General features: G+C 73.0%; 25 protein-coding genes. 17 read left to right on the top strand and 8 right to left on the bottom strand.

From position 1 onward, the window contains the following. Positions 1-24: 24 nt before the first annotated feature. On the bottom strand, positions 25-1,002 hold the full coding sequence (locus ABEB17_RS16510; protein ID WP_345717820.1) for a GNAT family N-acetyltransferase: 978 nt from the start codon (positions 1,000-1,002) through the stop codon (positions 25-27). 159 nt (positions 1,003-1,161) lie between these two features. On the opposite strand from ABEB17_RS16510, the gene lepA reads away from it, so the two are divergent. From lepA to ABEB17_RS16540, 6 genes are all read left to right on the top strand, one after another. Then, on the top strand, positions 1,162-3,006 hold the full coding sequence (lepA, locus tag ABEB17_RS16515) for a translation elongation factor 4 (RefSeq protein WP_345717954.1): 1,845 nt from the start codon (positions 1,162-1,164) through the stop codon (positions 3,004-3,006). Between the two features lie 119 nt (positions 3,007-3,125). Next, positions 3,126-5,522, top strand: coding sequence for a patatin-like protein (locus ABEB17_RS16520; protein ID WP_345717821.1), 2,397 nt, complete (start codon positions 3,126-3,128; stop codon positions 5,520-5,522). 83 nt (positions 5,523-5,605) lie between these two features. Further along, positions 5,606-6,094 carry a histidine kinase gene (locus ABEB17_RS16525; RefSeq protein WP_345717822.1) on the top strand — a complete coding sequence of 163 codons (489 nt, stop codon included), beginning with the start codon at positions 5,606-5,608 and terminating at the stop codon, positions 6,092-6,094. A gap of 79 nt (positions 6,095-6,173) precedes the next feature. Beyond that, positions 6,174-7,052, top strand: a complete 879-nt coding sequence (locus tag ABEB17_RS16530; protein WP_345717823.1) for a DUF4097 family beta strand repeat-containing protein — start codon at positions 6,174-6,176, stop codon at positions 7,050-7,052. Continuing rightward, positions 7,049-7,993, top strand: coding sequence for an ATP-binding cassette domain-containing protein (locus tag ABEB17_RS16535; RefSeq protein ID WP_345717824.1), 945 nt, complete (start codon positions 7,049-7,051; stop codon positions 7,991-7,993). Before ABEB17_RS16530 ends, ABEB17_RS16535 begins: the two co-directional genes overlap by 4 nt. Continuing rightward, complete coding sequence (locus tag ABEB17_RS16540) at positions 7,990-8,826, top strand: ABC transporter permease (protein ID WP_345717825.1); 837 nt, start codon at positions 7,990-7,992, stop codon at positions 8,824-8,826. Before ABEB17_RS16535 ends, ABEB17_RS16540 begins: the two co-directional genes overlap by 4 nt. A 29-nt stretch (positions 8,827-8,855) precedes the next feature. Here the strand turns inward: ABEB17_RS16540 and ABEB17_RS16545 are convergent, their stop codons facing one another. Both ABEB17_RS16545 and ABEB17_RS16550 read right to left on the bottom strand, forming a co-directional pair. After that, positions 8,856-9,167 (bottom strand): protealysin inhibitor emfourin, encoded by a 312-nt coding sequence (locus ABEB17_RS16545; protein ID WP_345717826.1) that lies wholly within the window; start codon positions 9,165-9,167, stop codon positions 8,856-8,858. Then, complete coding sequence (locus ABEB17_RS16550) at positions 9,164-10,210, bottom strand: M4 family metallopeptidase (protein WP_345717827.1); 1,047 nt, start codon at positions 10,208-10,210, stop codon at positions 9,164-9,166. Before ABEB17_RS16550 ends, ABEB17_RS16545 begins: the two co-directional genes overlap by 4 nt. A 263-nt stretch (positions 10,211-10,473) precedes the next feature. Here ABEB17_RS16550 and ABEB17_RS16555 point away from each other — a divergent pair, with 263 nt between their 5' ends. From ABEB17_RS16555 to hemW, 3 genes are read left to right on the top strand one after another with little or no spacing between them, the layout of a single operon-like run. After that, the gene (locus ABEB17_RS16555; protein WP_378227161.1) at positions 10,474-12,333 is read left to right on the top strand and encodes an AMP-dependent synthetase/ligase; all 1,860 of its coding nucleotides are present in this window, start codon (positions 10,474-10,476) and stop codon (positions 12,331-12,333) included. Positions 12,334-12,379: 46 nt separating this feature from the next. Next, positions 12,380-13,042, top strand: a complete 663-nt coding sequence (locus tag ABEB17_RS16560; protein WP_345717829.1) for an MOSC domain-containing protein — start codon at positions 12,380-12,382, stop codon at positions 13,040-13,042. 14 nt (positions 13,043-13,056) lie between these two features. Further along, positions 13,057-14,274 (top strand): radical SAM family heme chaperone HemW, encoded by a 1,218-nt coding sequence (gene hemW / locus ABEB17_RS16565; protein ID WP_345717830.1) that lies wholly within the window; start codon positions 13,057-13,059, stop codon positions 14,272-14,274. A gap of 18 nt (positions 14,275-14,292) precedes the next feature. Here hemW and ABEB17_RS16570 read toward each other — a convergent pair whose 3' ends face one another. The 3 genes from ABEB17_RS16570 to ABEB17_RS16580 all read right to left on the bottom strand — a co-directional run bounded on the left by ABEB17_RS16570 (position 14,293) and on the right by ABEB17_RS16580 (position 16,128). Then, on the bottom strand, positions 14,293-14,790 hold the full coding sequence (locus ABEB17_RS16570) for a DUF4870 domain-containing protein (protein ID WP_345717831.1): 498 nt from the start codon (positions 14,788-14,790) through the stop codon (positions 14,293-14,295). After that, positions 14,790-15,203, bottom strand: coding sequence for a DUF4870 domain-containing protein (locus ABEB17_RS16575; RefSeq protein WP_345717832.1), 414 nt, complete (start codon positions 15,201-15,203; stop codon positions 14,790-14,792). The genes ABEB17_RS16570 and ABEB17_RS16575 overlap by 1 nt, the downstream gene beginning before the upstream one ends. A 61-nt stretch (positions 15,204-15,264) precedes the next feature. Beyond that, entirely contained in the window at positions 15,265-16,128 is an 864-nt protein-coding gene (locus tag ABEB17_RS16580; protein ID WP_345717833.1) for a DUF3097 domain-containing protein, read from the bottom strand. 86 nt (positions 16,129-16,214) lie between these two features. On the opposite strand from ABEB17_RS16580, the gene hrcA reads away from it, so the two are divergent. The 7 genes from hrcA to egtD all read left to right on the top strand — a co-directional run bounded on the left by hrcA (position 16,215) and on the right by egtD (position 23,568). Then, positions 16,215-17,234: a heat-inducible transcriptional repressor HrcA gene (hrcA, locus tag ABEB17_RS16585; RefSeq protein ID WP_345717834.1), complete on the top strand. Its 1,020-nt coding sequence runs from the start codon at positions 16,215-16,217 to the stop codon at positions 17,232-17,234. 61 nt (positions 17,235-17,295) lie between these two features. Next, complete coding sequence (gene dnaJ, locus ABEB17_RS16590; protein WP_345717835.1) at positions 17,296-18,423, top strand: molecular chaperone DnaJ; 1,128 nt, start codon at positions 17,296-17,298, stop codon at positions 18,421-18,423. Next, positions 18,420-19,163, top strand: coding sequence for a 16S rRNA (uracil(1498)-N(3))-methyltransferase (locus tag ABEB17_RS16595; protein WP_345717836.1), 744 nt, complete (start codon positions 18,420-18,422; stop codon positions 19,161-19,163). Before dnaJ ends, ABEB17_RS16595 begins: the two co-directional genes overlap by 4 nt. A 115-nt stretch (positions 19,164-19,278) precedes the next feature. Next, on the top strand, positions 19,279-20,598 hold the full coding sequence (gene egtA / locus ABEB17_RS16600) for an ergothioneine biosynthesis glutamate--cysteine ligase EgtA (RefSeq protein ID WP_345717837.1): 1,320 nt from the start codon (positions 19,279-19,281) through the stop codon (positions 20,596-20,598). Next, positions 20,591-21,907, top strand: a complete 1,317-nt coding sequence (egtB, locus tag ABEB17_RS16605) for an ergothioneine biosynthesis protein EgtB (protein ID WP_345717838.1) — start codon at positions 20,591-20,593, stop codon at positions 21,905-21,907. The genes egtA and egtB overlap by 8 nt, the downstream gene beginning before the upstream one ends. Beyond that, entirely contained in the window at positions 21,908-22,603 is a 696-nt protein-coding gene (egtC, locus tag ABEB17_RS16610; protein ID WP_345717839.1) for an ergothioneine biosynthesis protein EgtC, read from the top strand. Beyond that, on the top strand, positions 22,600-23,568 hold the full coding sequence (egtD, locus tag ABEB17_RS16615; protein WP_345717840.1) for an L-histidine N(alpha)-methyltransferase: 969 nt from the start codon (positions 22,600-22,602) through the stop codon (positions 23,566-23,568). Before egtC ends, egtD begins: the two co-directional genes overlap by 4 nt. 83 nt (positions 23,569-23,651) lie before the next feature. Here egtD and ABEB17_RS16620 read toward each other — a convergent pair whose 3' ends face one another. Together ABEB17_RS16620 and ABEB17_RS16625 are read right to left on the bottom strand one after the other, a co-directional pair. Continuing rightward, on the bottom strand, positions 23,652-24,872 hold the full coding sequence (locus ABEB17_RS16620; protein WP_345717841.1) for a Gmad2 immunoglobulin-like domain-containing protein: 1,221 nt from the start codon (positions 24,870-24,872) through the stop codon (positions 23,652-23,654). Further along, positions 24,869-25,468 carry a SigE family RNA polymerase sigma factor gene (locus ABEB17_RS16625; RefSeq protein ID WP_345717842.1) on the bottom strand — a complete coding sequence of 200 codons (600 nt, stop codon included), beginning with the start codon at positions 25,466-25,468 and terminating at the stop codon, positions 24,869-24,871. The genes ABEB17_RS16620 and ABEB17_RS16625 overlap by 4 nt, the downstream gene beginning before the upstream one ends. A gap of 103 nt (positions 25,469-25,571) precedes the next feature. Here ABEB17_RS16625 and ABEB17_RS16630 point away from each other — a divergent pair, with 103 nt between their 5' ends. Then, complete coding sequence (locus ABEB17_RS16630) at positions 25,572-25,934, top strand: HIT domain-containing protein (protein WP_345717843.1); 363 nt, start codon at positions 25,572-25,574, stop codon at positions 25,932-25,934. The last annotated feature ends 43 nt before the right edge of the window (positions 25,935-25,977 follow it).

Raw genomic sequence — 25,977 nt, forward strand, 5'->3', positions numbered from 1 at the left:
GACCTTACGTCCGCCGCGCTGATCTCACGCGCCGAGCAGGGCGGCGTAGCTCGTGAGCCGGGTCTCGACCTCGAACCCGGCGCGCTGGTAGACGGCCAGGGCGCCCGTCGGGTTCTGCGAGTCCACGTGCAGCGAGGACTCGTCGTACCCGGCTTCCTGGTAGGCCCGCAGCGCGTGGCTGAGCAGCCCCGAAGCCAGCCCGCGCCCCCGGTGCCCGCGCACGGTGCCGAGCTTGCTGACGTACGCCTCCCGCCGTCCGGTCGCGGCCTGGTACCCCTCGTACTCGTCGGTCTGCAGGTACGCCGCGATCGTGTCCGTCCCGGCCGGCACGGCCACGAACGACAGGTCGGGCCGGAAGGCCTTCGACCCCGTGACGAACTGGTGCCAGAGGGCGGCTGACCACGGGGTGAAGTCCGGGTGGTCCAGGAACGCGGAGTTGTGCGCCGCCAGCACGGGCTGGTCCATGGACGCCTCGTAGGGCCGCAGATCGTAGCCGGCCACCGAGGGGCCGTCGCCGTCCGCCGACGGCACCTGGTCGAGCCGGACCCGCATCGCGAACTCCCACCGCTCGGGGCGCAGGCCGAACGTCTCGAACAGCTCCGCCTGCGCGGTGTTCGCGGACAGGCCGGTGACGATGACCCGGACCGGCAGGTCCGGGCGCCGCTCGCGCGCCGCCTCGACGGCACGGTCCAGCATCGCGGTGACCAGCGCGGTGCCGATGCCGCGACCGCGGGCATCCGGGCGGACGGCGCCCTCGACCTGCACCTTGAACGTGCTGCCGGTCTCGCCCCGGGGCAGCACGGAGAAGTAGCCCAGGAGCTCGCCTCCGGCGCGGGCGCCCACGAAGTCCTTGCCGACCTCGACCTCCGGGTTGGCGAGCTCCTCCTGCAGGTCGCCCTCGTCGTAGTGGTCGCCGGTGCGGTCGACGGCCTCGATCGCGGTCAGCAGCTCGGCCCAGGCCGGCACGTCGGCGCTGGTCAGCGGGTGCAGGGTGAGATCCACGCCTGGCAGCGTAGGAGGCGCTGCCGGGCGGCGTCGCGGTGTTTTCGTCCCCACGGACGCCGGATGGCGACCGCTGCGGGGCCAGCGTGGGAGACTGGGCCGTCGTCCGCGACGTGATCCATGACCCCGACCAGATGAGGTCCACCGCTCGTGTCACCCATGGCCCGCTCCGCGCTGCCGCCCGCCGCGACGCCGCCGGACCTGATCCGAAACTTCTGCATCATCGCGCACATCGACCACGGCAAGTCGACGCTGGCCGACCGGATGCTGCAGATCACCGGCGTCGTCGACCCGAGGGCGATGCGCGCCCAGTACCTGGACCGGATGGACATCGAGCGTGAGCGCGGCATCACCATCAAGAGCCAGGCGGTGCGGATGCCGTGGGAGCTCGACGGCACGACGTTCGCGCTGAACATGATCGACACGCCGGGGCACGTCGACTTCACCTACGAGGTGTCGCGCTCGCTGGCCGCCTGCGAGGGCGCCGTGCTCCTGGTGGACGCCGCGCAGGGCATCGAGGCGCAGACGCTGGCCAACCTGTACCTGGCGATGGAGAACGACCTCACGATCATCCCGGTGCTGAACAAGATCGACCTGCCGGCGGCGCAGCCCGAGAAGTACGCCGCCGAGCTCGCCCACCTGGTGGGCGGCGAGCCCGAGGACGTGCTGCTCGTCTCCGGCAAGACCGGCGTGGGCGTCGAGCCGCTGCTCGACACGATCACCCGCCGGCTGCCGGCCCCCACCGGGGACCCGGACGGACCGGCCCGGGCGATGATCTTCGACTCCGTGTACGACACCTACCGCGGCGTCGTCACGTACGTCCGCGTCATCGACGGCCACCTCAGCCCGCGCGAGCGCATCGTGATGATGTCGACGAAGGCGCACCACGAGCTGCTCGAGATCGGCGTCAGCTCGCCCGAGCCCGAGCCCACCAAGGGTCTGGGCGTCGGCGAAGTCGGCTACCTCATCACCGGGGTGAAGGACGTCCGCCAGTCCAAGGTCGGCGACACCGTCACCAACGCCGGAAAGCCGGCGAAGACCGCGCTCGCCGGGTACAGCGACCCGAAGCCGATGGTGTTCAGCGGCCTGTACCCGATCGACGGCTCGGACTACCCGATCCTGCGCGACGCCCTCGACCGGCTGAAGCTGAACGACGCCGCCCTCGTCTACGAGCCCGAGACGTCCGCGGCGCTCGGCTTCGGCTTCCGGGTGGGCTTCCTGGGCCTGCTCCACCTGGAGATCATCCGCGAGCGGCTCGAGCGCGAGTTCGACCTGGACCTCATCTCCACGCTGCCCAGCGCCGTCTACGACGTGACGATGGACGACGGCACCCAGATCAACGTGACCAACCCGTCCGAGTACCCGGTCGGCAAGATCCGTGAGGTGCGCGAGCCCGTCGTGCGGGCGACGATCCTGTCGCCGTCCGACTACGTGGGCACGATCATGGAGCTCTGCCAGGCCCGGCGCGGCACCCTGCGCGGCATGGACTACCTGTCCGAGGACCGCGTCGAGATGCGCTACACGTTGCCGCTCGCCGAGATCGTGTTCGACTTCTTCGACATGCTGAAGTCACGCACCCGCGGCTACGCCTCGCTGGACTACGAGCCGGACGGCGACCAGGTGTCCGACCTGGTGAAGGTCGACATCCTGCTGCAGGGCGAGCAGGTCGACGCGTTCAGCACGATCGTCCACCAGGACAAGGCCTACGCGTACGGCGTGATGATGGCCGGCAAGCTGCGCGAGCTCATCCCGCGCCAGCAGTTCGAGGTGCCGATCCAGGCCGCCATCGGCTCGCGCATCATCGCCCGCGAGACCATCCGCGCCATCCGCAAGGACGTCCTGGCCAAGTGCTACGGGGGTGACATCACCCGCAAGCGCAAGCTGCTGGAGAAGCAGAAGGAAGGCAAGAAGCGGATGAAGATGGTCGGCCGGGTGGAGGTGCCGCAGGAGGCCTTCATCGCCGCGCTGTCCAACGAGGCCGTCCCGGACAAGGCCAAGAAGTAGCCGCCGTCCCGGACGAGCGGCGGGATCCACCGTCCCTCGATCGTTGACACCGAACGGGCGCGCGATCAGGCTCGGATCACGCCGGATGCTGACGCCGGCTGCGCTCTGAGGGAGCAACCGTGGCCGCGTCCGACACCGCCGGCAGTTCCAAGACCGTCACCGAGCTGCGCCTGGCGCTGGTCTGCTACGGCGGCGTCTCGTTGGCCATCTACATGCACGGGGTGGCCAAGGAGCTGCACAAGCTCGTGGTGGCTTCGCGTCGCTTCGACGAGCTCGGTCCGCAGGGCGACAACCCGTTCGACGAGCGCGTCGACTCCGAGCACGCCTACTTCGAGGCGCTGCGCGACCTGGCCGGCGAGGGACGCGTGCTGTCGGTCAACGTCGACATCATCGCCGGCACCTCCGCCGGAGGGATCAACGGTGTCTGCCTGGCAAAGGTGTTGGCGCGCAACGGGTCCCAGGACGCGCTGAAGCGGCTCTGGATCGACGAGGGCGACCTGAAGAAGCTGCTCAAGGCGCCGCCGCTGCTCGGCTGGCGCACCCGCGCGGCCCTCGCCGTCGGCGGCCTGCTGCCGCGGCTGCGCAAGCCGGTGTCCCCGCTGCGCGGCGACCGGATGTCGCGACTGCTGTACGACGCGATCGCGGACATGGAGAAGCCGGTGGACGCCGACCGTCGCACCCTGCTGCAGCCGACGACTCCGCTGGACCTGTTCGTCACGACCACCGACCTGGCGGGGTTCCGCACGCTGGTGCCCACCGGCGCCGGCGGCGCGAGCCAGCGCGAGACGGACCACTCCCAGGTCGTCCAGCTGCGCACCGACGGCCAGGACGACACGTTCGGGGCGGACAGCGTCGGCACCCTCGCCTTCGCGGCCCGGGCGACGTCGTCCTTCCCCGGCGCCTTCCCGCCGGTGAGCCTGAACAGCTTCAAGACCGAGCTGGCCGGTCGGGCGCTGGACGGCGAGCAGGTGGCACTGAAGTTCCGCCGCCGGTACGGCGACCCCGGGCAGTCGCTGGACGCCTGGTTCGTCGACGGGGGAGTGCTCGACAACGCGCCGTTCGACCTCGTCGTCGAGGCGATCAGCCAGAAGCGTGCGGAGACCGAGGTGGTGCGCCGGCTGGTCTACATCCAGCCCGACCCCGGTCGCGCGATCGACACCACCGTGCCCGGCCCGCTGGCGGCCGAGCCGGCGCCCGGCTACCTGTCGGGTCTGCTGAAGAGCGTCGGCTCCGTCCGCGGCAGCCACTCGATCCTGCGCGAGCTCGAGACCCTGCGGGACCTGAACACCCGCATCGCCGAGCTGGCCGCCATCGCCGAGCAGCAGTCGGCGCAGGTGGACGCGGCGATCGAGGCGGCCTGGGCGTCGGCCCCCTCGGGCTCGTCGGCCCAGGCGGGCCAGGCGTGGGACATCAACGACCAGCAGGACGTGCAGACCCTGGCCGCGAGCCTGTACGCCGCGGCACCGGCCTTCGTCGGGGCCGGCTTCGCCACCTACTGCCGGCTGAAGGTCGAGGTGGCCGGCGTGCGGCTCGCCGACGAGGTGGTCGAGCGGTTCGTCTACCCGCCGGGGTCGAGCCGGGCCAGCTTCGTCCGCGCCGCCATCTCGGCGTGGGCCCGCGGGCACGTCGAGTGGCGCGAGGTCGACCAGAGCCGGTTGCTCGAGCTGCTCGGCCCGGTCGACGTCCCCTACCGAGAGCGCCGGCTGATGTTCATCCTGTCCGGCATCAACGCCCTCTACGCCACGACCGACACGGCGACCGGTCCGCCGCGCGCCGACCTGGACGCACTGAAGACGAGGGCCTGGCAGCTGCTGGAGGAGTTGCGGGCGGCGCCGCGGGAGGCGGTGCACGCGGTGCCGGACTCGGCAGTGACCTTCCTCGGCGCCGACCTGACCGACGACCACGTGTTCGGCAACCCCGAGGGCTTCGCCGCCGACCACGACGCGGAGTTCACCACTCTGTTCTCCACCTACCGGGCCAGCCTGCAGGAGCAGCTGGAGGACAGCACGGCGCCCATCTGGCAAGGCTTCGTGCAGCACACCGCCGCCTGGGCGTCCGACGATCGGCGAGGCCTGCTCTCGCGGTACCTGGGCTTCCCGCTGTGGGACGCGCTGATCTTCCCGACCGTGGCGCTGGCGCAGCTGCCGCAGTTCAGCCCGATCACGGTGAGCCAGTTCAGCCCGCTGGCCGCCATGGCGTTGCCGACTCCGGACGGTGGCAAGCTCAAGGGGGTCTCGCTGCACCACTTCGGCGGGTTCGCGGACGCTTCCTGGCGGGAGAACGACTACCTGTGGGGGCGCCTGGACTCTGCGGAGCTGCTGCTGCGGACGCTGCGGTCCAGCGCTCCCGGTCAGTCCCCACCGACCCCGCGGGACGCCGCCGACGCCGCCGGGCTGGCCGGGCCACGGCTGCGCTCGGCCCTGACCGCGATCCTGGCGGCCGAGTCCGACCTCGTCCGGGATCGGGCGCTGCTGCCGACCCTGCAGGCGGCCGTCGGCACGCTGCCGTCGACGTAGCTTCACGCCCACTTTGGTCGTGTGACACCACCAGGGCACGACAAGCGCTTGACATGACACCATTGTGGTGTCACTTTAGTGTCATGGAACTCGGACAGTACGTCAGCGACCTGCAGCGCCAGCTCGTGCACTCGGCGGAGAACGGCTCGGACGACGCGCGTGCCGTTGCCGAGCGACTGGCCGCCGGGTTGGATGCCGCGACGCGGCTCGTGCTGCTCGACGTGCTCTCGGCCGCGGTCGGTGAGATCACCCGCGACCTTGCACCGGGTTCGGTCGACCTGCGCCTGCGCGGCCGCGACGTCGAGTTCGTCATCAGCCAGCCGAACGCGGAGGCGGACGTGGACGACCGGCCGCCAGCCTCGGTCGACCTCGACGACACCAGCACCTCGCGCACGACGCTCCGCCTGCCGGACGCCCTCAAGGCCCAGGTCGACGAGGCAGCGACCGCCGACGGTCTGTCGGTCAACACCTGGCTGGTCCGCGCCGTCGCCGCGGCCCTGCAGCCCAAGCAGCGACGCACGGCGCAGCGCGTGCTGCGCACCGGGGACAACTTCGCCGGCTGGGCGCGCTAGCCCCGGGTCAGCCCCACACCACCAGCCACGCGAACCCGCGGGGCCGGACGAACACACCCACAGAGAGGCAGGCGTCAGCATGCCCACCTACAGCACCACCACCCCGATCGACGTCGCCATCGACCTCCAGGTCGGGGCCATCGAGGTCGTCGCCAGCGACCGCGCGGACACGGTCGTGACCGTCTCGCCCACCAACCCGGCGAAGGCGGTCGACCGCCGCGGCGCGGAGGCCACCGACGTCGAGTTCGACGGCCAGCGCCTCACCATCCGGGGGCCGCGGCCACGCTTCTCGTGGCTCGGCCCCAACGAGTCCATCGACCTCACGATCGAGGTCCCGGCCGGTTCACGGCTCACTGCCGAGGTCGCGGTCGGCGCAGTGCGCACCGTCGGACGCCTCGGCGCCACCCGCATCAAGAGCTCGATGGGCCCCGTGGAGCTCGACACCACCGGCGACCTGTGGCTGCGCGCCTCGCACGGCAACACGCGTCTGGGCACTGCCGAGGGCGGCGTCGAGATCACGGCGTCGCACGGTCAGATCCGGCTCGGGACCGTCTCCGGTGACGCAGTTCTCAAGGCGTCGCACGGCACCATCCAGGTCGAGGAGTCCGGCGGCGACCTCGACGCGAAGCTCTCGTACGGCGACCTCGAGATCACGAGGGCCCTGGCCTCCGTCACGGCGAAGACCGCGTACGGCGCCATCCGGCTGCACGAGGTCTCGAGCGGGTCCATCGAGGTCGAGAGCGGTTTCGGCGCGGTCGACATCGGCGTCCGGCCCGGCGTCCCGGCGTGGCTCGACCTGGCCTCCAAGGACGGGCACGTGCGCAACCAGCTCGCCGGCGACAGTGCTCCCGGCGCGTCCGAGCAGACCGTCTCGGTGCGGGCGCGCACCCAGTTCGGCGACATCACCGTCGACCGCGCCGGCACCACCGACAGCTCCAGAAAGGATCGGCAGCGATGACCAGCACAGCGATCGACGTCCGCGGGTTGCGGAAGTCCTACGGCGACAAGATCGTGCTCGACGACGTCGACCTCACCGTGCCCGCGGGCACCGTCACCGCGCTGCTCGGGCCGAACGGCGCGGGCAAGACGACGACCGTGCACATCCTCAGCACGCTCGTGCGCCCCGACGCCGGGACCGCCACGGTCAACGGGTGCGACGTCGTCCGTGACCCGGACGGCGTGCGCGCGGTGATCGGCCTGACCGGCCAGTTCTCCGCGGTCGACGGCCTGCTCACCGGTGAGGAGAACCTGCTGCTGATGGCCCGCCTGCGCCACCTCGGCGCGAGGCGGTCGAAGGCGCGGGTGGCCGAGCTGCTCGAGCAGTTCGACCTCGTCGAGGCCGCGCGCCGGCCGCTCGCCACCTACTCCGGCGGGATGCGCCGTCGGCTCGACCTCGCGATGACCCTCGTCGCGACCCCGAGCGTCATCTTCCTCGACGAGCCCACCACGGGCTTGGACCCGCGGAGCCGGCACACGATGTGGGACATCGTGCGCGGCCTCGTCGCGGACGGGACGAGCGTCCTGCTGACCACGCAGTACCTGGACGAGGCGGACGAGCTCGCGGACCGTGTCGCCGTCCTGGACGGCGGCCGCATCGTCGCCGAGGGGACCCCGGACGAGCTCAAGCGCCTCGTGCCCGGCGGGCACATCAGGCTCCGGTTCGCCGACGCGGCCGGCCTCGACGCTGCCGCCCACCTGCTCGACGGGTCCGCGCGTGACGACGCCGGGCTCGCCCTCACCGTGCCGAGCAATGGCGGGGTGGGCGCGCTGCGCACCCTGCTGGACCGCCTCGACGCCGCCGACCTCGAGGTCGACGACCTCAGTATCCACACCCCGGACCTCGACGACGTGTTCTTCGCGCTCACCGGCGGGGTCGACCAGAAGGGAACCTCGTCATGACCACCATCACCACCCAGCGCGCGACCGCCGCGCGCACCGGCCGCCCGTCGCACGTGGTCGCCGACGCCGTCACGATGCTGCGGCGCAACCTGTTGCACATCGTCCGCTACCCGGGCCTGACCGTGTTCGTCATCGGCGCGCCCGTGGTGTTCCTGCTGCTGTTCGTGTTCGTGTTCGGCGGCACCCTCGGGGCCGGGCTGCCCGGCGTGGACCCGGGCGGCGGGCGGGCGGCGTACGTCGCGTACGTCATCCCGGGGATCCTGGCGATGACCATCGCCGGCACCGCCGGCGGTGCCGCGACGACCGTCGCGATGGACATGACCGAGGGCATCACCGCGCGGTTCCGCACCATGGCGATCTCGCGGGCGGCGGTGCTCGCCGGGCACGTCCTCGGCAACACCATCCAGGGCATCATCGGCGTCGTCGTGGTGCTGGGCGTCGGCCTGCTCGTCGGGTTCCGCTCGACCACCGGACCGGTCCAGTGGCTCGCCGCAGCCGGCCTGGTCGTGCTCATCGCGTTCGCCATCAGCTGGCTCGCGGTCGCGATGGGGATGCAGTCGAAGACGGTCGAGACGGCGAGCAACCTGCCCATGCTGCTGCTCCTGCTGCCCTTCCTCGGCAGCGGCTTCGTGCCGACCGACTCGATGCCGGCGGGGTTGCAGTGGTTCGCCGAGTACCAGCCGTTCACGCCCTTCGTCGAGACGCTGCGCGGGCTGCTGCTCGGCACCCCGATCGGCTCGAACGCCGTCCTCGCGATCGGGTGGTGCGTCGTCATCGCCGCCGCCGGGTACGCCTGGTCGATGGCGATCTACGAGCGGAAGTCGGTCCGCTGACCCCCGCTCAGCAACCTGCGGGCCGGGCTCTAGCGGTGACGCAGGGTGCGTTCCAGCAGGTCGCGGACGTCGTCGGGCAGCTGCTGCTCGGCGACGACCGCGTCGAGGCCCGCCCGCTCGTGGGTCAGCCGATAGACGTACCGGTCCGGCTTCGGGGGTTCCTCGGGGAGGTCGCGCAGCAGCGGAGAGCCCAGCAGCGCCCGCCAGGCCGCAGCGTCCTCGGGATCGAGCGCATCGAGGTCGACCTGCCGGTCCACCCGCATCCCCGCGAAGCCGCCGGTGCGTTCGAGGTGCAGGCGCTCGTGCTCAGCAGGCGACTCGGGCGGGACGGAGCCGCTCACCCCACGCCGACCTGGGTCCAGGCACCGCGGATCGCGGTGACCTCGGCCGAGCTGGCGCCGAACCTGGCCTCCGCCGCGGTCACGGTCGCGGCGGCGAACCCGGCGAAGTCGACGTCGGACGCGAGCGAGCCACCGGTCAGCGTGTCGTACCAGACCTGCCCGGCCCGTTCCCAGGCGAAGCCGCCGATCGTCGTGGCGGCCAGGTAGAAGGCGTGGTTGGGGATGCCCGAGTTGATGTGCACGCCGCCGTTGTCCGAGCTGGTCTGCACGTAGCCAGCCATCGTCGCCGGCTGCGGGTCCTGGCCCAGGACGTCGTCGTCGTACGCGGTGCCGGGTGCCCGCATCGAGCGCAGCGCCACCCCCTGGACCGCCGGGGTGAAGAGCCCGGCCCCGATCAACCAGTCCGCAGCGGCCGCCTCCTGACCCAGGGCGCGCTGCTTGACCAGCGAGCCGAAGACGTCGGACACGCTCTCGTTCAGCGCGCCCGGCTGGTCCTGGTACACCAGCGCGGCGGTCAGCTCGGTCACCCCGTGGGTGAGCTCGTGGCCCATGACGTCGACCGACGCCGTGAACCGGTTGAACGTCACGCCGTCACCGTCGCCGAAGACCATGCGCTCGCCGTCCCAGAACGCGTTGTCGTACCCCTCGCCGTAGTGCACGGTGCCCTGCAGCGGCATCCCCTCGCCGTCGATCGAGTCCCGGCCGTACACCTCGTCGTACAGCGACCAGGTCGCCCCGAGGCCGTCGTACGCCTCGTCCACCGAGACGTCGGCGGTGGCCGGCTGCCCCTCGGTGCGGACGACGTCCCCGGGCAGGTCGGTCGACCGGTGGGCGTCGCTGATGGTCCGGCGGGGCGACGGGGGCTGGGCCGGGGGACCCTGCCCGGCCGCCGTGGTCAGCTGACCGCTCGCCCGCAGGCCTCGGTACCGGACGTCGATCGCCAGCGTCTGCGTCGCCCGCAGGGCCTGGTCGGGGTCACCGTTGGTGGCGAGCTGCTCGAGCAGGTACGGCGGCACGATGCTGCACCACGACTGCGATCTCATCCCGATCGCCTCCTTTGTCCCACCATCGACCCTAGGGCCGGGCAGTGACATCCGCTATGAGGTGAGTTGATCAAGACCCTCCCGCAGACTTGACCTGTCCTTTACTGTTCTGCACATCGCAGATCGACGTCACCGCCGACGCCCGACCGGCTGGGATCGGTGACGGTCCACGTTCCCACCCGGAAGGACACCCCGTGACGACGGCCGACGCGTCCGCAGCCCAGCAGCAGCGTTCACCGGTCGTCGAACCGGTGACCGAACCGGTGGCCAGCCCGGCCGAGCTCGTCGCGCTCGACCGACTCCTCCGCCAGCTGCCCGGGTCCGTCGGCGAGCTGCTGGCGTGGCGGGTGGCGAGCACGCCCGACCTCGAGGCGTTCCGCTCGCAGCGGGCCGACCGGTCGTGGACGACGCTGACCTGGCGGGACACGCTCGAGGTGGTCGACGAGATCGCCGCCGGGCTCATCTCCCTCGGCGTCGCGCCCGCCCAACCCGTCGCCATCGCCTCCGGGACCCGCCTGGAGTGGATCCTGGCGGACCTGGCGATCCTGCGGGCCGGCGGCGCAACGACGACCGTCTACCCCTCCACCCCGCCCGACGACGTCCGCTTCATCCTGGCCGACAGCGGGTCCGTGGTCGTCTTCGCCGAGGACGCCGAGCAGCTCGGCAAGGTCCGCGACCACTGGACGTCCCTACCCCACCTGCGCGCCGTCGTGCTGCTGGACTCGGACGCGTTGGGTCCGGACTCCGAGCACGCCGGCGACTCGAACGTCCTCACCCTGGACACGCTGCGCGAGAGGGGTCGTCGGGCGCTGGCCGAGTCCCCGGACCTCGTGCGCGACGCCAGTGCCGCCGTGCGCCCGGACGACCTGGCGACACTGATCTACACGTCGGGCACGACGGGGCGACCCAAGGGCGTGCGGCTGCTGCACTCGTCCTGGATCTACGAGGGCGCGGCCGTCGCCGCCTGCGGGCTGCTGACCCCGGACGACCTGCACTACCTCTGGCTGCCGCTCTCGCACGTCTTCGGCAAGGTGCTGCTGACGATCCAGCTGACCGTCGGATTCCCGACCGCGGTGAGCGGCGACCTCGACCGGCTGGTCGAGAACCTCGCCGTGGTCCGTCCTACGTTCATGGCCGGAGCGCCCCGCATCTTCGAGAAGGTGCACGCCCGGGTCCGCACCCAGATGGACGCGGAGAGCCCGGTCAAGGCCAAGGTGGCCGCGTGGGCGATGGACGTCGGACGCCAGGTCTCGCAGGCGCAGCAGCGCGGCGAGCACCCCACCCCGTTGCTCGCGGCGCAGCACACGCTGGCGCACCGGTTGGTGCTGTCCAAGATCTCCGGCCGGTTCGGTGGTCGGGTCCGCTTCTTCATCTCCGGCTCCGCCGCGCTGAGCCAGGAGGTCGCGCAGTGGTTCCACTCGGCCGGGATCCTGGTGCTCGAGGGCTACGGCCTCACGGAGACGTCGGCGGCGTCGTTCATCACCCGTCCGGACTCGATCGCCTTCGGCACCGTGGGTCAGCCCTTCCCTGGAACGCAGGTGCGGCTGGCTGCGGACGGCGAGGTGCTGCTGCGGGGGCCCGGTGTGATGGTCGGGTACCACGGGCTACCGGCCGAGACCGCGCAGGTGCTGGACGACGACGGCTGGCTGAGCACCGGTGACATCGGCGAGTTCGTCGACGGCCAGCTGCGGATCACCGACCGCAAGAAGGACCTGATCAAGACCTCGGGCGGCAAGTACGTTGCGCCGCAAGGGATCGAGGCGAGGTTCAAGGCGGTCTGCCCCTACGCCAGCCAGATCGTCGTGCATGGCGAGGGTCGCAAGTACATCACCGCGCTCGTCACGCTGGATGCCGATGCGATGACCACCTGGGCCCAGCACCACGGCATGGCCGGGGCGCCGTACGACGAGATCGTGACGTCCCCGGCGGCGCGCGAGATGGTCCAGGGCTACATCGAGGAGCTCAACGCGGGTCTCGGCCGGTGGGAGACCATCAAGCGCTTCGAGATCCTCACCCGCGACCTGACGGTCGAGGAGGGCGAGCTCACCCCGTCCCTGAAGCTGCGCCGCCGCGTCGTCGAGCGGCGGTACGTCGACCTGCTGGACACCCTCTACACCGACTGAGCGGCTCGCCTGCGCATCGCCGGTCGGCCTGTGGTCCACTATCGCCATGGCTCTGATCGAGGCGGTCTGCGTCGTCCACGAGGTGCACCCCGACGAGGGCGGCGACGTCGGCGAGACGGCCATCGACAAGCGGCCCGTCACGGGCAAGGTCGCCGTGCGCCGCCTGGGTCTGCACGGGGACAAGCAGCTGGACGTCGAGCACCACGGCGGGCCGGACCAAGCGGTCTACGCCTTCGCCGGCGAGGACGCGTCCTGGTGGGCGGGCGAGCTGGACCGCGACGTCGAGCCGGGCCTGTTCGGCGAGAACCTGCGCACCACCGGCCTGGACCTGAGCGCCGCCGTGATCGGCGAGCGGTGGCGGATCGGCGCGGACGAGGACGGCGTCGTGCTGGAGGTGACCTCGCCGCGGGTGCCGTGCGCGACCTTCCAGCGCTGGATGAACGAACCGCACTGGGTCAAGCGGTTCACCGAGCACGGGACGCCGGGCTCGTACCTGCGGGTCCTGCGCGAGGGCAGCATCGCGGCGGGCGACCGCATCGCGATCGAGCACCGCCCCGCCCACGGAGTCACGATCGCCGACTGCTTCCCGCGGGTGGGGGCGGTGGCGGCGCAGCGACTGCTCGACGCCCAGGCGGCCGGCGAGGTCGCCCTGCAGCCCGAGCTGCGCCGGTCCTGCGAGCAGGCGGTGGCCCGGGCCGCCTCGGCCTGAGGGACCATGGGCGGGTGCCCAGTGCCCTGCCCGACGGTGACGCCGCGCCCGCGGACGGTGCGCTGCCGTCGTCCGCGCTCGACTCCCTCGGGAACACTGCCTTCGGCGTCTACCTGCACGTGCCGTTCTGCGCAGTGCGCTGCGGGTACTGCGACTTCAACACCTACACGGCCACCGAGCTGGGCGGCGGGGCCAGCCAGGCGACCTTCGCCCGGACGGCGTTGAGCGAGCTCGCGCTCGCCCGTCGGGTCCTCGGGGAGGACGCCCCGCCCGCCGCGACCGTGTTCGTCGGCGGTGGCACACCGACCCTGCTGGACCCGACCGACCTCGGCCTGCTCGTCGAGGGCGTGCGCGCCACCTTCGGCCTGGCCGACGGCGCCGAGGTCACAACGGAGGCGAACCCCGACTCGGTCACTGCGGAGTCGCTGAAGGTGTTGCGAGACAGCGGTTTCACCCGGATCAGCTTCGGCATGCAGTCGGCCGTTCCGCACGTCCTGGCCACGCTGGACCGCACGCACGACCCGGAGCGGGTGCCGCGGGTCGTGCAGTGGGCCCGGGCGGCCGGGCTCGACGTCAGCCTCGACCTGATCTACGGCACGCCGGGGGAGTCGCTGGGCGACTGGGAGGCCAGCCTGCGCGCCGCGCTGGCGTGCCAGCCAGACCACGTCTCGGCGTACGCGCTCGTGGTCGAGCAGGGCACCCGACTGGCCACCCGGGTGCGCCGCGGCGAGGTGACCATGCCGGACGACGACGACGAGGCTGACAAGTACGAGCTCGCCGACGCGGTGCTCACCGGTGCTGGGCTCGGCTGGTACGAGGTCAGCAACTGGTCGACGTCGCCCGCGACCCGCTGCCGGCACAACGTCGGGTACTGGGCCGGCGGTGACTGGTGGGGGGTCGGTCCGGGCGCGCACAGCCATGTCGGCGGCGTGCGCTGGTGGAACGTCAAGCACCCCAGCGCCTACGCCGATCGCCTCGCGGCCGGGGTCAGCCCGGCCGCCGCGCGCGAGGTGCTCGACGCCGACCAGCAGCACGCCGAGCGGGTGCTGCTCGGCGTCCGGCTGCGCGAGGGTCTGGACCTGGCCGGGCTGGACGGGCCCGGCCGCCGGGCGGTCGCCGGGTTGGTGGCCGACGGGCTGTTGGACGGCACGGCCGCGATCGGCGGGCGCGCGGTGCTCACCCGCCGCGGCCGCCTGCTGGCGGACGCGGTGGTCCGCGCACTGCTGCCCTGAGCGGACGTGCCGGACGGGTCAGCGCACCATGTCCGGGGTCAGCGGGTAGTGGAACTCCTGCCCGCGGTTGGCCGCGACCGCTCCCATGATCTGCAGCACGACCGAGCCGATCACGATGACCAGACCGACCGGGATGATGATGAGCAGCCCGATCCCCATCGTCACGATGGCGAGCGGGACCGCGAGCACCAGCGTCGCGAAGGTCACGATGAGCAGCATGATCTGGAAGTTCAGGGCGCCGGCGGCGTGCCGGCGCACGAACGGCGAACGCTCCTTGTACATCAGGAAGACCACCAGCGGCCCGAGGACCGGCAAGCCCACGACGCCGCCGAGCCACGGCGACAGGTGGGCCAGCATGCCCCAGGTCCGCTCGTCGGAGGGGTTGAGGGGCACGGGGTAACCGGGCGGGTACGGCATCTGGCCCTGGTACGGCGGCTGGCCCTGGTACGGCGGCTGGCCCTGGTACGGCGGCTGGCCCTGGTACGGCGGCTGGCCCTGGTACGGCGGCTGCGTCATCACTTCACCAGGCGCAGCGTGAGCGGGTAGCGGTAGTGCTCACCGCGGTTGGCGGCGACCCCGCCGATGATGCAGAAGATGACGTTGGCGACCCACACCACGCCGGGCAGGAAGCTCAGCAGCCCCAAGGTGATCCCCGCCACGACACCGGCCGCGACGAGCGCGATGAGGACCGTCAGCTGGAAGTTCAGGGCCTCCTTGCCCTGGTCGTCGACCAGCTCGGAGCGCTCGCGGTAGATCAGCCAGACGATGAGCGGCGCCAGGAAGCTGATCGCCATCCCGCCGAGGTGGGCGAGCATCGCCCACAGCCGCGCGTCCGAGTCGTTCAGCGGAGCACCCGGTGCCGGCGCTGCGGGCGCGGCGGCCGGGGGAGGCGTCGGCTCGGGCCGCTGCTCGGGCGTCTGCTCGCTCACGTGCTCTCCTGAGGTGGTGTGCCGACTGGACTGGTCAGCGTAGGGGGTGCGGGCCGTGGCGTCATCGGTCCTGGGAATCCGCCGTGACGAAGTCGATGAGCTCCTCGACCCGGCCGAGCAGCGCGGGTTCGAGGTCGGTGTACGACGTGACCTCGGCGAGGATCCGCCGCCAGCCCTGAGCGACATCGGCCTGGTCCGCGTGCGGCCAGCCGAGGTGGGCCAGCACGCCACGCTTCCACTCGACGTCGCGCGGCACCGTGGGCCAGGCGGTGAGGCCGAGTCGCTGCGGGCGGACCGACTGCCAGACGTCCACGTAGGGGTGGCCGACCACCAGCAGCTGCCCGCGAAGGCCGGGCTGCTGGACGGCCTCGGCGACGAGCCGGGACTCCTTCGAGCCCGGGACGAGGTGGTCCACCAGCACGCCCAGGCGGCGTCCCGGCCCGGGGGAGAAGTCCTGCACCGCGGCGGCCAGGTCGTCGACGCCGTCCAGCATCTCGACGACGACCCCCTCGACCCGCAGGTCGTGCCCCCAGACCTTCTCCACGAGCTCGGCGTCGTGCTTGCCCTCCACCCAGATCCGCGACCCACGTGCCGTCCGCGCCCGGTGGTCGGCGACCGCCCGGGAGCCGCTCGCCGTCCGGGTCGGTGCCGGCGGGGCAGCTGGGGCGCGCGGGGCCACCAGCACGACGGGCGCGCCGTCCAGCAGGAACCCCGGTCCGAGCGGGAACCCTCGGGTGCGGCCTCGGCGGTCCTCCAGGTGCACGACGTGGACGCCGCCCGCCTTCTCGGTGCGCACGACCGCTCCGCACCAGCCGGTCTCGACGTCCTCGACGACCAGGCCGGTCTCGGCGCTGACCGGCGTGCTGCGGCCGCGCGGAGGCTTCTTCCAGTCCCCGGCCAGCACGTCGTCCCCGTAGCGGTCCACGGCGGCGATGCTAGGCGAGGACGTAGACTGGCACTCGCGCCCGTGGAGTGCCAGGTTGGGTGCCGGACGACGACGAGGAGGTGCCCGTGAGCGACGAGCGACGGCTCGCCGTGCTGCGCGCCATCGTCGAGGACTACGTGGAGACCCGCGAGCCGGTCGGTTCCAAGGCCCTCGTGGAACGCCACCGCCTCGGCGTGTCGAGCGCCACGATCCGCAACGACATGGCCGCCCTCGAGGACGAGGGCCTGATCACCCAACCGCACACCAGTGCCGGCCGGGTGCCGACTGATGCCGGCTACCGGGTGTTCGTCGACCGGCTGTCCACCTTCAAGCCCATGTCGTTGCCCGAGAAGCAGGCGATCCACGGGTTCCTGGCCGGGGCGGTCGACCTGGACGACGTGGTGGACCGGACGGTCCGGCTGATGGCCTCGCTGACCCACCAGGTCGCCGTGATGCAGTACCCCTCGCTGACCCGGTCCACGGTCCGGCACATCGAGCTCATCCCGATCGCGCCGCAGCGCCTGCTCGTCGTCGTGATCGCCGGCACCGGCCGGGTCGAGCAGCGGGTGCTCGAGACGGAGTCGGTGCTGGACGACGCCGTGCTGGGTGAGATCCGGGCCCGGATCAACGCCGAGTCCGCCGGCCTGCTGCTCACCGACGCCGCGACCCGCCTGCAGGACCTGCCGGAGCAGCTCCCCGCCGAGGACCGCGACCTGGTCCGCTCCATCGTGCGCGCGCTGGACGACGCGCTCGTCGAGGAGCGCGAGGAGCGGGTGGTGCTGGCCGGCGCGAACAACCTGGCGCGGTTCGGCCAGGACTTCCCGGACAGCATCGGCCCCGTCCTCGACGCGCTCGAGGAGCACGTCGTCCTGCTGCGGCTGCTCGGCGAGCTGTCGCACGACCCGAACGCGGTCGCCGTCCGGATCGGCAGCGAGCTCCAGCACGAGGGTCTGCACGGCACCTCGGTGGTGAGCAGCGGCTACGGCAGCGGCCAGGACGTCGTCGCCGCGCTGGGCGTGCTCGGACCGACGAGGATGGACTACCCGACCACGATGGCCACCGTGCGCGCCGTCGCCCGCTACGTCTCCCGGGCCCTCGACGGGTAGGCCGCCCCGCCGTCCGGCAGCCGCAGACCACGCCATCCCGACCGTGTGAAGAGAAGGACCCTTGAGCGACCACTACGAGACCTTGGGCGTCGCCCGTGACGCCACGCCCGAGGAGATCAAGAAGGCGTACCGCAAGCTCGCCCGTCAGCTGCACCCCGACGTGAACCCGACGCCCGAGGCCGAGGACCGGTTCAAGTCCGTCAGCGCCGCGTACGACGTGCTCAGCGACCCCGCGAAGCGGGCTGGCTACGACCGCGGTGGCGACGCCTTCGGGGCGGGGGCGGCCGGTGGGTTCGGCCAGGGCTTCTCGTTCACCGACATCATGGACGCGTTCTTCGGCGGCCAGGGCGGGCCCGAGCGGGGCCCGAGATCGCGCCAACGCCGGGGTCAGGACGCGCTGATCCGGGTGCAGATCGACCTGCGGGACGCCGTGTTCGGCACCGAGAAGGAGGTCTCCGTCGACACCGCGGTGGGCTGCCCGACCTGCCACGGTGACGGCGCTCAGCCCGGCACCGGGACCCGCACCTGCGACGTGTGCGGTGGACGCGGCCAGGTCCAGCAGGTCCAGCGCTCGTTCATGGGCAACGTGATGACCTCCCGGCCCTGCGCGACCTGCCAGGGCTTCGGCACGGTCATCGCGAACCCGTGCATCCAGTGCTCCGGCGAGGGACGGGTGCGCTCGCGCCGCTCGCTGACCATCCGGATCCCGGCCGGTGTCGACACCGGCACCCGGATCCAGCTCGCCGGCGAGGGCGAGGTGGGCGCCGGCAACGGCCCCGCCGGTGACCTGTACGTCGAGATCGTGGTCGCGGCGCACCCGACGTTCGTGCGCCGCGGGGACGACCTGCACGCGACCGTGTCGCTGCCGATGACCGCGGCCGCGATGGGAACGAGCATCACGCTGGACACGCTGGACGGCGACCAGACCCTGGACGTCGCCGCCGGGACCCAGTCCGGTCAGGTGACCACGCTGCGCGGGCTCGGGGTGACCCGGTTGCGGGGCCTGGGCCGGGGTGACCTCGTCGTGCACATCGAGGTGAGCACGCCCAAGAACCTGGACGACGAGCAGCGGGCGCTGCTCACCCAGCTGGCGAGGCTGCGCGGCGAGGAGCGGCCCGAGGGGCGGCTGGCGAGCCACGGCAGCGGGCTGTTCGGCCGGCTCAAGGACGCCCTGCAGGGCGGGCGTTGACGGCGCCGCTGTTCCTGGTGGAGCCGGACGCCCTGGAGGGCATCCGGCCAGGCGGCTCCGTCCTGCTCGACGGCCCGGAGGGGCGCCATGCCGCGACGGTGCGGCGGATCACCGTCGGCGAGCTCGTCGACGTCGCCGACGGGTCGGGGGTCCTGGCCCGCTGCACCGTGCTGGCCGTCGGGCGCGACGAGGTCACCCTGCGGGTCGATGCCCGCGACGAGGTGCCCGAGCCGGCCCCGCGCTTCGTCCTGGTCCAGGCCCTGGCCAAGGGCGAGCGGGACGACCTGGCGATCGAGGCCGCCACCGAGCTGGGCGTCGACGAGGTGGTGCCCTGGCAGGCCGAGCGCAGCGTCGTGGTCTGGCGCGGCGAGCGTGGGGTGCGGTCGCGGCGCAAGTGGGAGCAGACGGTACGGGCCGCGGCGAAGCAGTCCCGCAGGGCCCGGGTCCCGGTGGTCGGCGAACTGGTCGACCGGACTGCGCTGGTGCGTCGGGTGCAGGTGTCGACGCTCGCCGTGGTGCTGCACGAGGACGCCACCGCACCGCTGGCCTCGGTGGACGTGCCTCTGGCCGGCGAGGTGCTGCTGGTGGTCGGTCCCGAGGGGGGCATCAGTCCGGCCGAGGTCGATGCCATGGTGCTTGCGGGGGCGACCACCTGCCGGATCGGGCGTGAGGTGCTGCGTTCGTCGACCGCTGGGCCGGCCGCGCTGTCCGTGCTGAGCTCGGTTCTCCGCTGGCGCTGAGCGATTCGTCGGGATTGCCGTTGTCGGCGGTGGTTGATAGGCATGCTCCTGCTGCACCCGCCGCACCGACGATGTCGCGGCGGTCCTTGCCCACGACGACGTCCGGGGGGACGCCATGGCCACCGAAGGCCTGCTCGGTGACGCCGGTCCACAGGTCGAGCCCGACGCCGATCAGGACGAGGACGCCCGACGGCCGTTGAGCGTGGACGCGGCGCACGCGTACGTGGCCGCCGGAGCCCTGCGGGCGGGCTCACCGGGGCCGGTCGGGCTCGAGCTCGAGGCGCACGTCGTCGACCTGGCTGAGCCGTCCCGGCGACCGTCCTGGGCTCACCTGCACGCGGCGCTGGACTCGGTGCCGCGCCTGCCGGGCGGCAGCGTGGTCACCCTGGAGCCGGGCGGGCAGGTGGAGCTGTCGGGCCCGCCCGGGGCGGGCGTCGGCGAGGCGGTCGCGGGGGTGGCCGTGGACCACGCGGCGCTGCGCCGGCACCTGGCCACCCACGGCTTGGGGCTGGCGCTGGTCGGCGCCGACCCGCTCCGGGAGGCCGCCCGGGTCAACCCGGGCCAGCGGTACGACGCGATGGAGCAGCACTGGCGGGCGACCGGGCAGGCGTCGGCCGGCCTGTCGATGATGTGCTCGACGGCGTCCCTGCAGGTCAACCTCGAGGCCGGGCCGACCCACGAGTGGGCGCGGCGGACCGAGCTCGTGCACCTGCTCGGTCCGGTGCTTGTCGCGGTCTCTGCCTGCTCACCGTGGTTGTCCGGCCGGGCCACCGGCTGGCGCTCGACCCGCCAGCGCGTGTGGGGTGACCTGGACGTGCTCCGGTGCGGGCCGTTGCGCGGCGGCCCAGATCCGGCCGCTGAGTGGGCCGACTACGCGCTCGACGCACCGGTGATGCTGGTCCGCTCCGGTGACCGGGTGGACCCGGTCCGAACCCGGATCCCGTTGCGCGAGTGGCTGAGCGGCGCCGTCCGGCTGGGCGACCGCCTGCCCGAGCGCAGTGACGTCGACCTGCACCTGACGACGCTGTTCCCCCCGGCCCGTCTGCGCGGCTTCATCGAGGTGCGGTACCTGGACGCCGTTCCCCGGCGCTGGTGGGGCGCCCTCGCCGCCACCCTGGTGACCCTGATGGACGTCCCGCAGGCGGCGGACCTGGCCGCGGCGGCGGCCGAGCCCGTCGGTCGGGAGTGGACGGCGGCCGCCCGAGACGGGCTCACGCACCCCGGACTGGCTGTGGCCGCCCGGGCCTGCCTGGCAGCGGCGGCCGCGCACGCGCCGGCGGCACTGGCGGACCAGGTGGGCGAGCTGGCCGACCTCGTCGCCACCGGGCGCTCGCCCGGCGACGACGTCGCCGACACCGCGGCCCGGTTCGGGCCCGAGGCAGCGCTGCTGGCGGCCTGCCCGCCGGCGTACGAGGGGGAGGACGCCGATGCGTGAGCTGGTGGCCCGCGACCTCGAGACGGCCCGACTCCGCACGCTCAGCCTCACCGAGCTGGACGAGCCCGAGCTCCTGAGGCAGCACGACCCGCTGATGAGTCCGCTGGTCTGGGACCTCGCGCACATCGGCCAGCAGGAGGAGCTCTGGCTGCTCCGCGGCGGCGACGCCCGGGTCGCGGGCCTGCTGCGACCGGACGTCGACCAGCTGTATGACGCGTTCAAGCACCGTCGTGCCGACCGCCCCCTGCTGCCCTTGCTGCCCCCCGTGCAGGCGCGCTCCTTCTGCCTCGAGGTGCGCGGCCGGGTGCTCGATGCCCTGGACGCAGCGGACGACGAGCAGCTGTTCACCTTCGGGATGGTCGTCCAGCACGAGCAGCAGCACGACGAGACCATGCTCGCGACGCTCCAGCTGCGTCAGGGCGCGCCCCTGCTGGGAGCCGGCGACCCGCTGCCGGTGGGCCGCGGCGCGCGGCTGACCGCGGATGACGGTCGGTCCGGGAACGACGTCCGGTCCCGGGCCGGTGCGGTCGACTCCTGCCTGGTGCCAGCCGGCGAGTTCGTGCTGGGCGTGGAAGCCGCGGACGAGCCGTTCTCGCTGGACAACGAGCGGCCCGCACACGTCGTCGACGTCCCGGCCTTCCGGATCGCCCGGTTCCCCGTGACGAACGGGCAGTGGAAGGCCTTCGTCGCGGACGGCGGCTACGACCAGCCGCGATGGTGGTCCGCGCGCGGGTGGCAGCACCGGGTGCAGTCGGGACTGCACGCGCCGATGAGCTGGCGCCCCGACGGCAGCAGGGTGCGCTTCGGCGTGGTCGAGGACGTGCCGGACGACGAGCCCGTGCAGCACGTCTCCTGGTTCGAGGCCGAGGCGTTCGCCGGCTGGGCGGGCGCCCGGCTGCCCACCGAGGTGGAGTGGGAGAAGGCGTGTGCGTGGGACCCGGCGGCCGGACGCCGGCGCCGCTGGCCCTGGGGGGCCGACGACGTGACGCCGAGCCGAGCCAACCTCGGCGGGTCGGCGCTGCGCCCGGCTCCCGTCGGCGCGTACCCGTCCGGCGCCTCGGCGTACGGCGTCGAGCAGCTCGTCGGCGACGTGTGGGAGTGGACGTCCTCGCGGTTCGAGCCGTGGCCCGGCTTCGCCCCGATGGTGTACGACACCTACAGCGCGCCGTTCTTCGGCGGCGACTTCCGGGTGCTCCGCGGTGGCTCCTGGGCGGTGGCGCCGAGCACCGTGCGGCCGTCGTTCCGCAACTGGGACCTGCCGATCCGCCGGCAGATCTTCACCGGGCTGCGCCTGGCCTGGGACGCCTGAGTGTGCCGGCACCTGGGCTGGCTCGGCCGGCCCCGCACGCTGCACGACCTGGTGCTCGCGTCGCCGCACGCCCTGCTCGTGCAGTCGTACGCGCCGCGCCGGCAGCGGCACGGCCTGATGAACGCCGACGGCTGGGGCGTGGGCTTCGAGCGGCCGGACGGCGAGCCGGCTCGCTGGCGGTCGACCCGGCCCCTGTGGCAGGACGGGTCCTTCGCCTCGGTGGCGCCGGCCATCAGCTCCCCGCTGGTGGTCGCGGCCGTCCGCTCGGCCACCGCCGGCATGCCGATCGAGGAGTCCGCGACCGCACCGTTCCTGCACGACGGGTGGCTGTGCTCGCACAACGGCCGGGTGGACCGGTCCGTGCTGCCGCGCCGACCCGACGCCGAGTCGGTCTGCGACGCCGCACTGCTCTGCGCGCACGTCGTGGCCGAGGGGGTGGACCACGTCGCCGACACGGTGCGTGCGGTCGGCGCCGCGGACCCGGACGCACGCCTCAACCTGCTGCTCGGCCGACCCGGCCGGCTGGTGGCGGTGACCTGGGGCGACACCCTCAGCCGTATCACCACCGACGAGGGCACCCTCCTGTCCAGCGAGCCGCTGGACGACGACCCCCGCTGGATCGACGTGCCGGACCGGCACGTCGTCGAGGTGAGCCCGGACGGGACCACCGTGACCCCACTGGAGAACCCAGCATGACGATCACGCTGACCAGCCACCTCGCCGGGACGGACCGCGCCCAGGCCCTGGCGGACGACGTCCGCGCCGGGTTGTCGGCGACCCCGAAGTCGTTGCCGCCCAAGTGGTTCTACGACGAGCGCGGCAGCCAGCTGTTCGACGAGATCACCCGGCTGCCCGAGTACTACCCGACGAACGCCGAGCGTGCGGTGCTGCAGGAGCGGGCCGACGAGATCGTCCGGCTGTCCGGGGCGGACACGCTGGTCGAGATCGGCAGCGGAACGTCCGAGAAGACCCGTCTGCTGCTGGACGCGTTCGCGGCGTCCGGCCGGCTGCGCCGGTTCGTGCCCTTCGACGTCGACCCCGTGGTGCTCCGGCAGGCGGGCGCCGCCGTGGCGGACGAGTACCCCGGCACCGAGGTGCTGGCGGTGGCGGGCGACTTCGAGCGGCACCTGGACCGGCTGCCGGTGACCGGCCGGCGGCTGGTGGCGTTCCTCGGGTCCACCATCGGCAACTTGGAGCCAGCCCCCCGCGCCCGGTTCCTGGCCACGATCGGGGCCGGCCTGCGCCGCGGCGACGCCTTCCTGCTCGGCACCGACCTGGTCAAGGACGCCGATCGCCTGGTGGCCGCCTACGACGACGACAGCGGGGTGACGGCCGCCTTCAACAAGAACGTGCTGGCCGTGGTGAACACCGAGCTGGACGCCGACTTCGACCTTGACGCCTTCGAGCACGTCGCGCGCTGGGACGAGCACGAGGAGTGGATCGAGATGCACCTGCGCTCCACCCGCCGGCAGACCGTCACCGTCGGTGCGCTCGACCTGCGCGTCGACTTCGCGGCTGGCGAGCTGATGCGCACCGAGGTCTCGGCCAAGTTCCGCGAGTCCGGCGTCCGCCGCGAGCTCGCCGCGGCCGGGCTGGCCCCCCTGGTGTGGTGGACGGACCCGCGGGGCGACTTCGGGGTCAGCCTCAGCACGCCTCGCTGAGCCTGGACGACGGCACTGTACCCGTCGGCACTGATGTGCGCCGGACGATGACCGACGCGCCTGCGAGCCGGCGCCGCCGGGGCTCAGCGGACCGTGAACGCCACGGTGTCCTGGACCGGGTCTCCCGAACCGGAAGCCGGTAGCGCGTAGGCCCGGAACGTGTACTGGCCCGCGGGCACGTCCACCAACCGCACCGACCAGGCGCCGGTGTCCGGGCAGCCGCTGCTGGCCGTGAGGTGCCCGGACCGGACGACCTCTGCGCCGGACAGCAGCTCCCAGGACAGCGCCGCCTCGAAGACGCACGCCCGACCGCTGACGGTCAGCGGCGCGGTCAGCGAAGCCTGTGGCCGCGGACTGTCGATCGCGACCATGCTTTCCGACTGCTGGCCGCTGGATTGGCCGGACGGCGCTTGGCCGGACGGCGCTTGGCCGGACGGCGCCTGGGATGACGGCGCCTGGGATGCCGGTGCGGTGGTCGGTCCGACGGCCGGGTCGCGGAACATGGCGTCGCCGACCGGCGTCGAGCCGAACAGCAGCCCCGGGCTGCCGCCGATCAGGATCCTCACTCCCATGGACGCGTCCTGCTGCACGGCGGTCGCCGTCCAGACCAGCTGCTGGGCGGCGAGGCGGGCCTGCGCCGCGCTCCGGCCGTGCGCCGCGCCCTCGGTGGCCGGGAGGTCGATGGTCAGCAGTCCGTCAGCGGGACCTTCGAGACGCAACGGCCCCGTGCGCGGTTGCCACGGCGCGCCGTGCGCCGCCTCCTGCACCGCCGTGGGGTCGGTGGCGTCGTCCAGGGCCTGCTGCATCCGTTGGCGCGGGCTGGCGAGCGTGCGCCGGTGCCACTCGCGGGCCAGCCGCAGCCCGTCGCCGTCCTGCTGCACGTAGTAGACCGGCAGCGCGTACGCCACGGCGTTGCCACCGCCGCTCGAGGCCGTGCTCGGGGCACTGGAGGACGTCGTCCGCGGGCCGGTCACCGGTGGGCTGGCGACGGTCGGCGCGGTGCCGACGTCCGTGCTGTGCCCGGTCGGCGGGGAGAGCGCGGTGCCCGACCCGTTCAGCGCCAACGCCCCGCCGCCGGCCACTGCGACCAGCGCGGTGCAGGCGGCCGCGGCGACGAGCCAGGGCCGTCGCTCGCGCCGGGCGGTCGTCGCCGCCCGGAGCTCGGCGATCCGGTCGCCGGGCTGCAACGCCGACGCGTCGTGCTCCAGGGTGTCGACCACCGCCGCCACGGCCGCGTCGTCCGCGGGCTCGGGCAGGTCGCCCAGCCACTGCGGCGGGGTGGCGCCGGTGCCGTCGTCGCTCATCGGGCGCCCGTCCCCTCGTCGAGCCCGGCCAGACTGACCCGCACCGCGGCGATCGCGCGGTGGGCGTGGCTCTTCACCGCGCCGCGGGTGATCTGCAGGGTCTGGGCGATCTCGGACTCAGACAGGCCCAGGTGGTAGCGCAGCACGAGCACCTCGCGCTGGCGGGTAGGCAGCTTGGCCAGGGCGTCGTTCACGGCCTGGCGCCGCGCGCCGGCCAGCACGACGTCCTCGGCGCTGGGGCCGGCCCGCTCCGCGAGCGAACGCGGCTCGCCGGCGGTGGGGCCGCCCGCGGCGGCCCAGCGCTGACGCACGCTGCGTCGGCGCAGCGTGCTGCGCGAACCGTTGACCACGGCGACCCGCAGGTAGGCGAGGGCCTGGTCGTGGTCGGCCATCCGTCGCCAGCGACGGTGCACGGCGATGAAGGCGTCCTGGACGACCTCCTCGGCCAGCGGCAGGTCGCGGACGAGCAGGTACGACAAGCGCACCAGGGCGCGCCAGTGCGCGCGGTAGAGCTCGGTGAGGGCCTCGTCGGCGGTCCAGCGGGCGCTCTCGTCGGGCAACGCGGCGGTGGACGCGGCGACCTGGTCCGAGGCCATCGCCGTCACCTCCCGTCGCGGGCTGAGCAGCGCCTCCATGGTGGTCCCACGCGCGGGCGACCGGAAAGGTTGTCATCGAACGACGCGCCGGTAATCTCGCCGGGTGAGCACCGACCAGCGTCCACATGACCCGCAGTGCCCGTTCTGTCGCATCGTCGCGGGTGAGATCCCGGCCGACGTGGTGGCGCAGGACGACCAGGCCATCGCCTTCCGCGACCTGGATCCCCAGGCCCCTCTGCACGTTCTGGTGGTGCCGCGAGCGCACTACCCGGACGTCGCCACGCTGGCCGTGGGCGACCCGGAGGCCCTCGTCGCCGTGGCCCGGCTGGCGGCCACGGTCGCCGCGGACGAGAACGGCGGCCAGTTCCGCCTCGTCTTCAACAGCGGCGCCCAGGCGCAGCAGAGCGTCTTCCACGTGCACGGGCACGTGCTCGGCGGGCGTGACCTGACCTGGCCGCCCGGCTGATGGCCGCCGCTCAGCCTCCTGTCGACGGGGCTCGCCCACTGCC

This window comes from Angustibacter luteus (genome assembly GCF_039541115.1).
GTDB lineage: Bacteria > Actinomycetota > Actinomycetes > Actinomycetales > Angustibacteraceae > Angustibacter > Angustibacter luteus.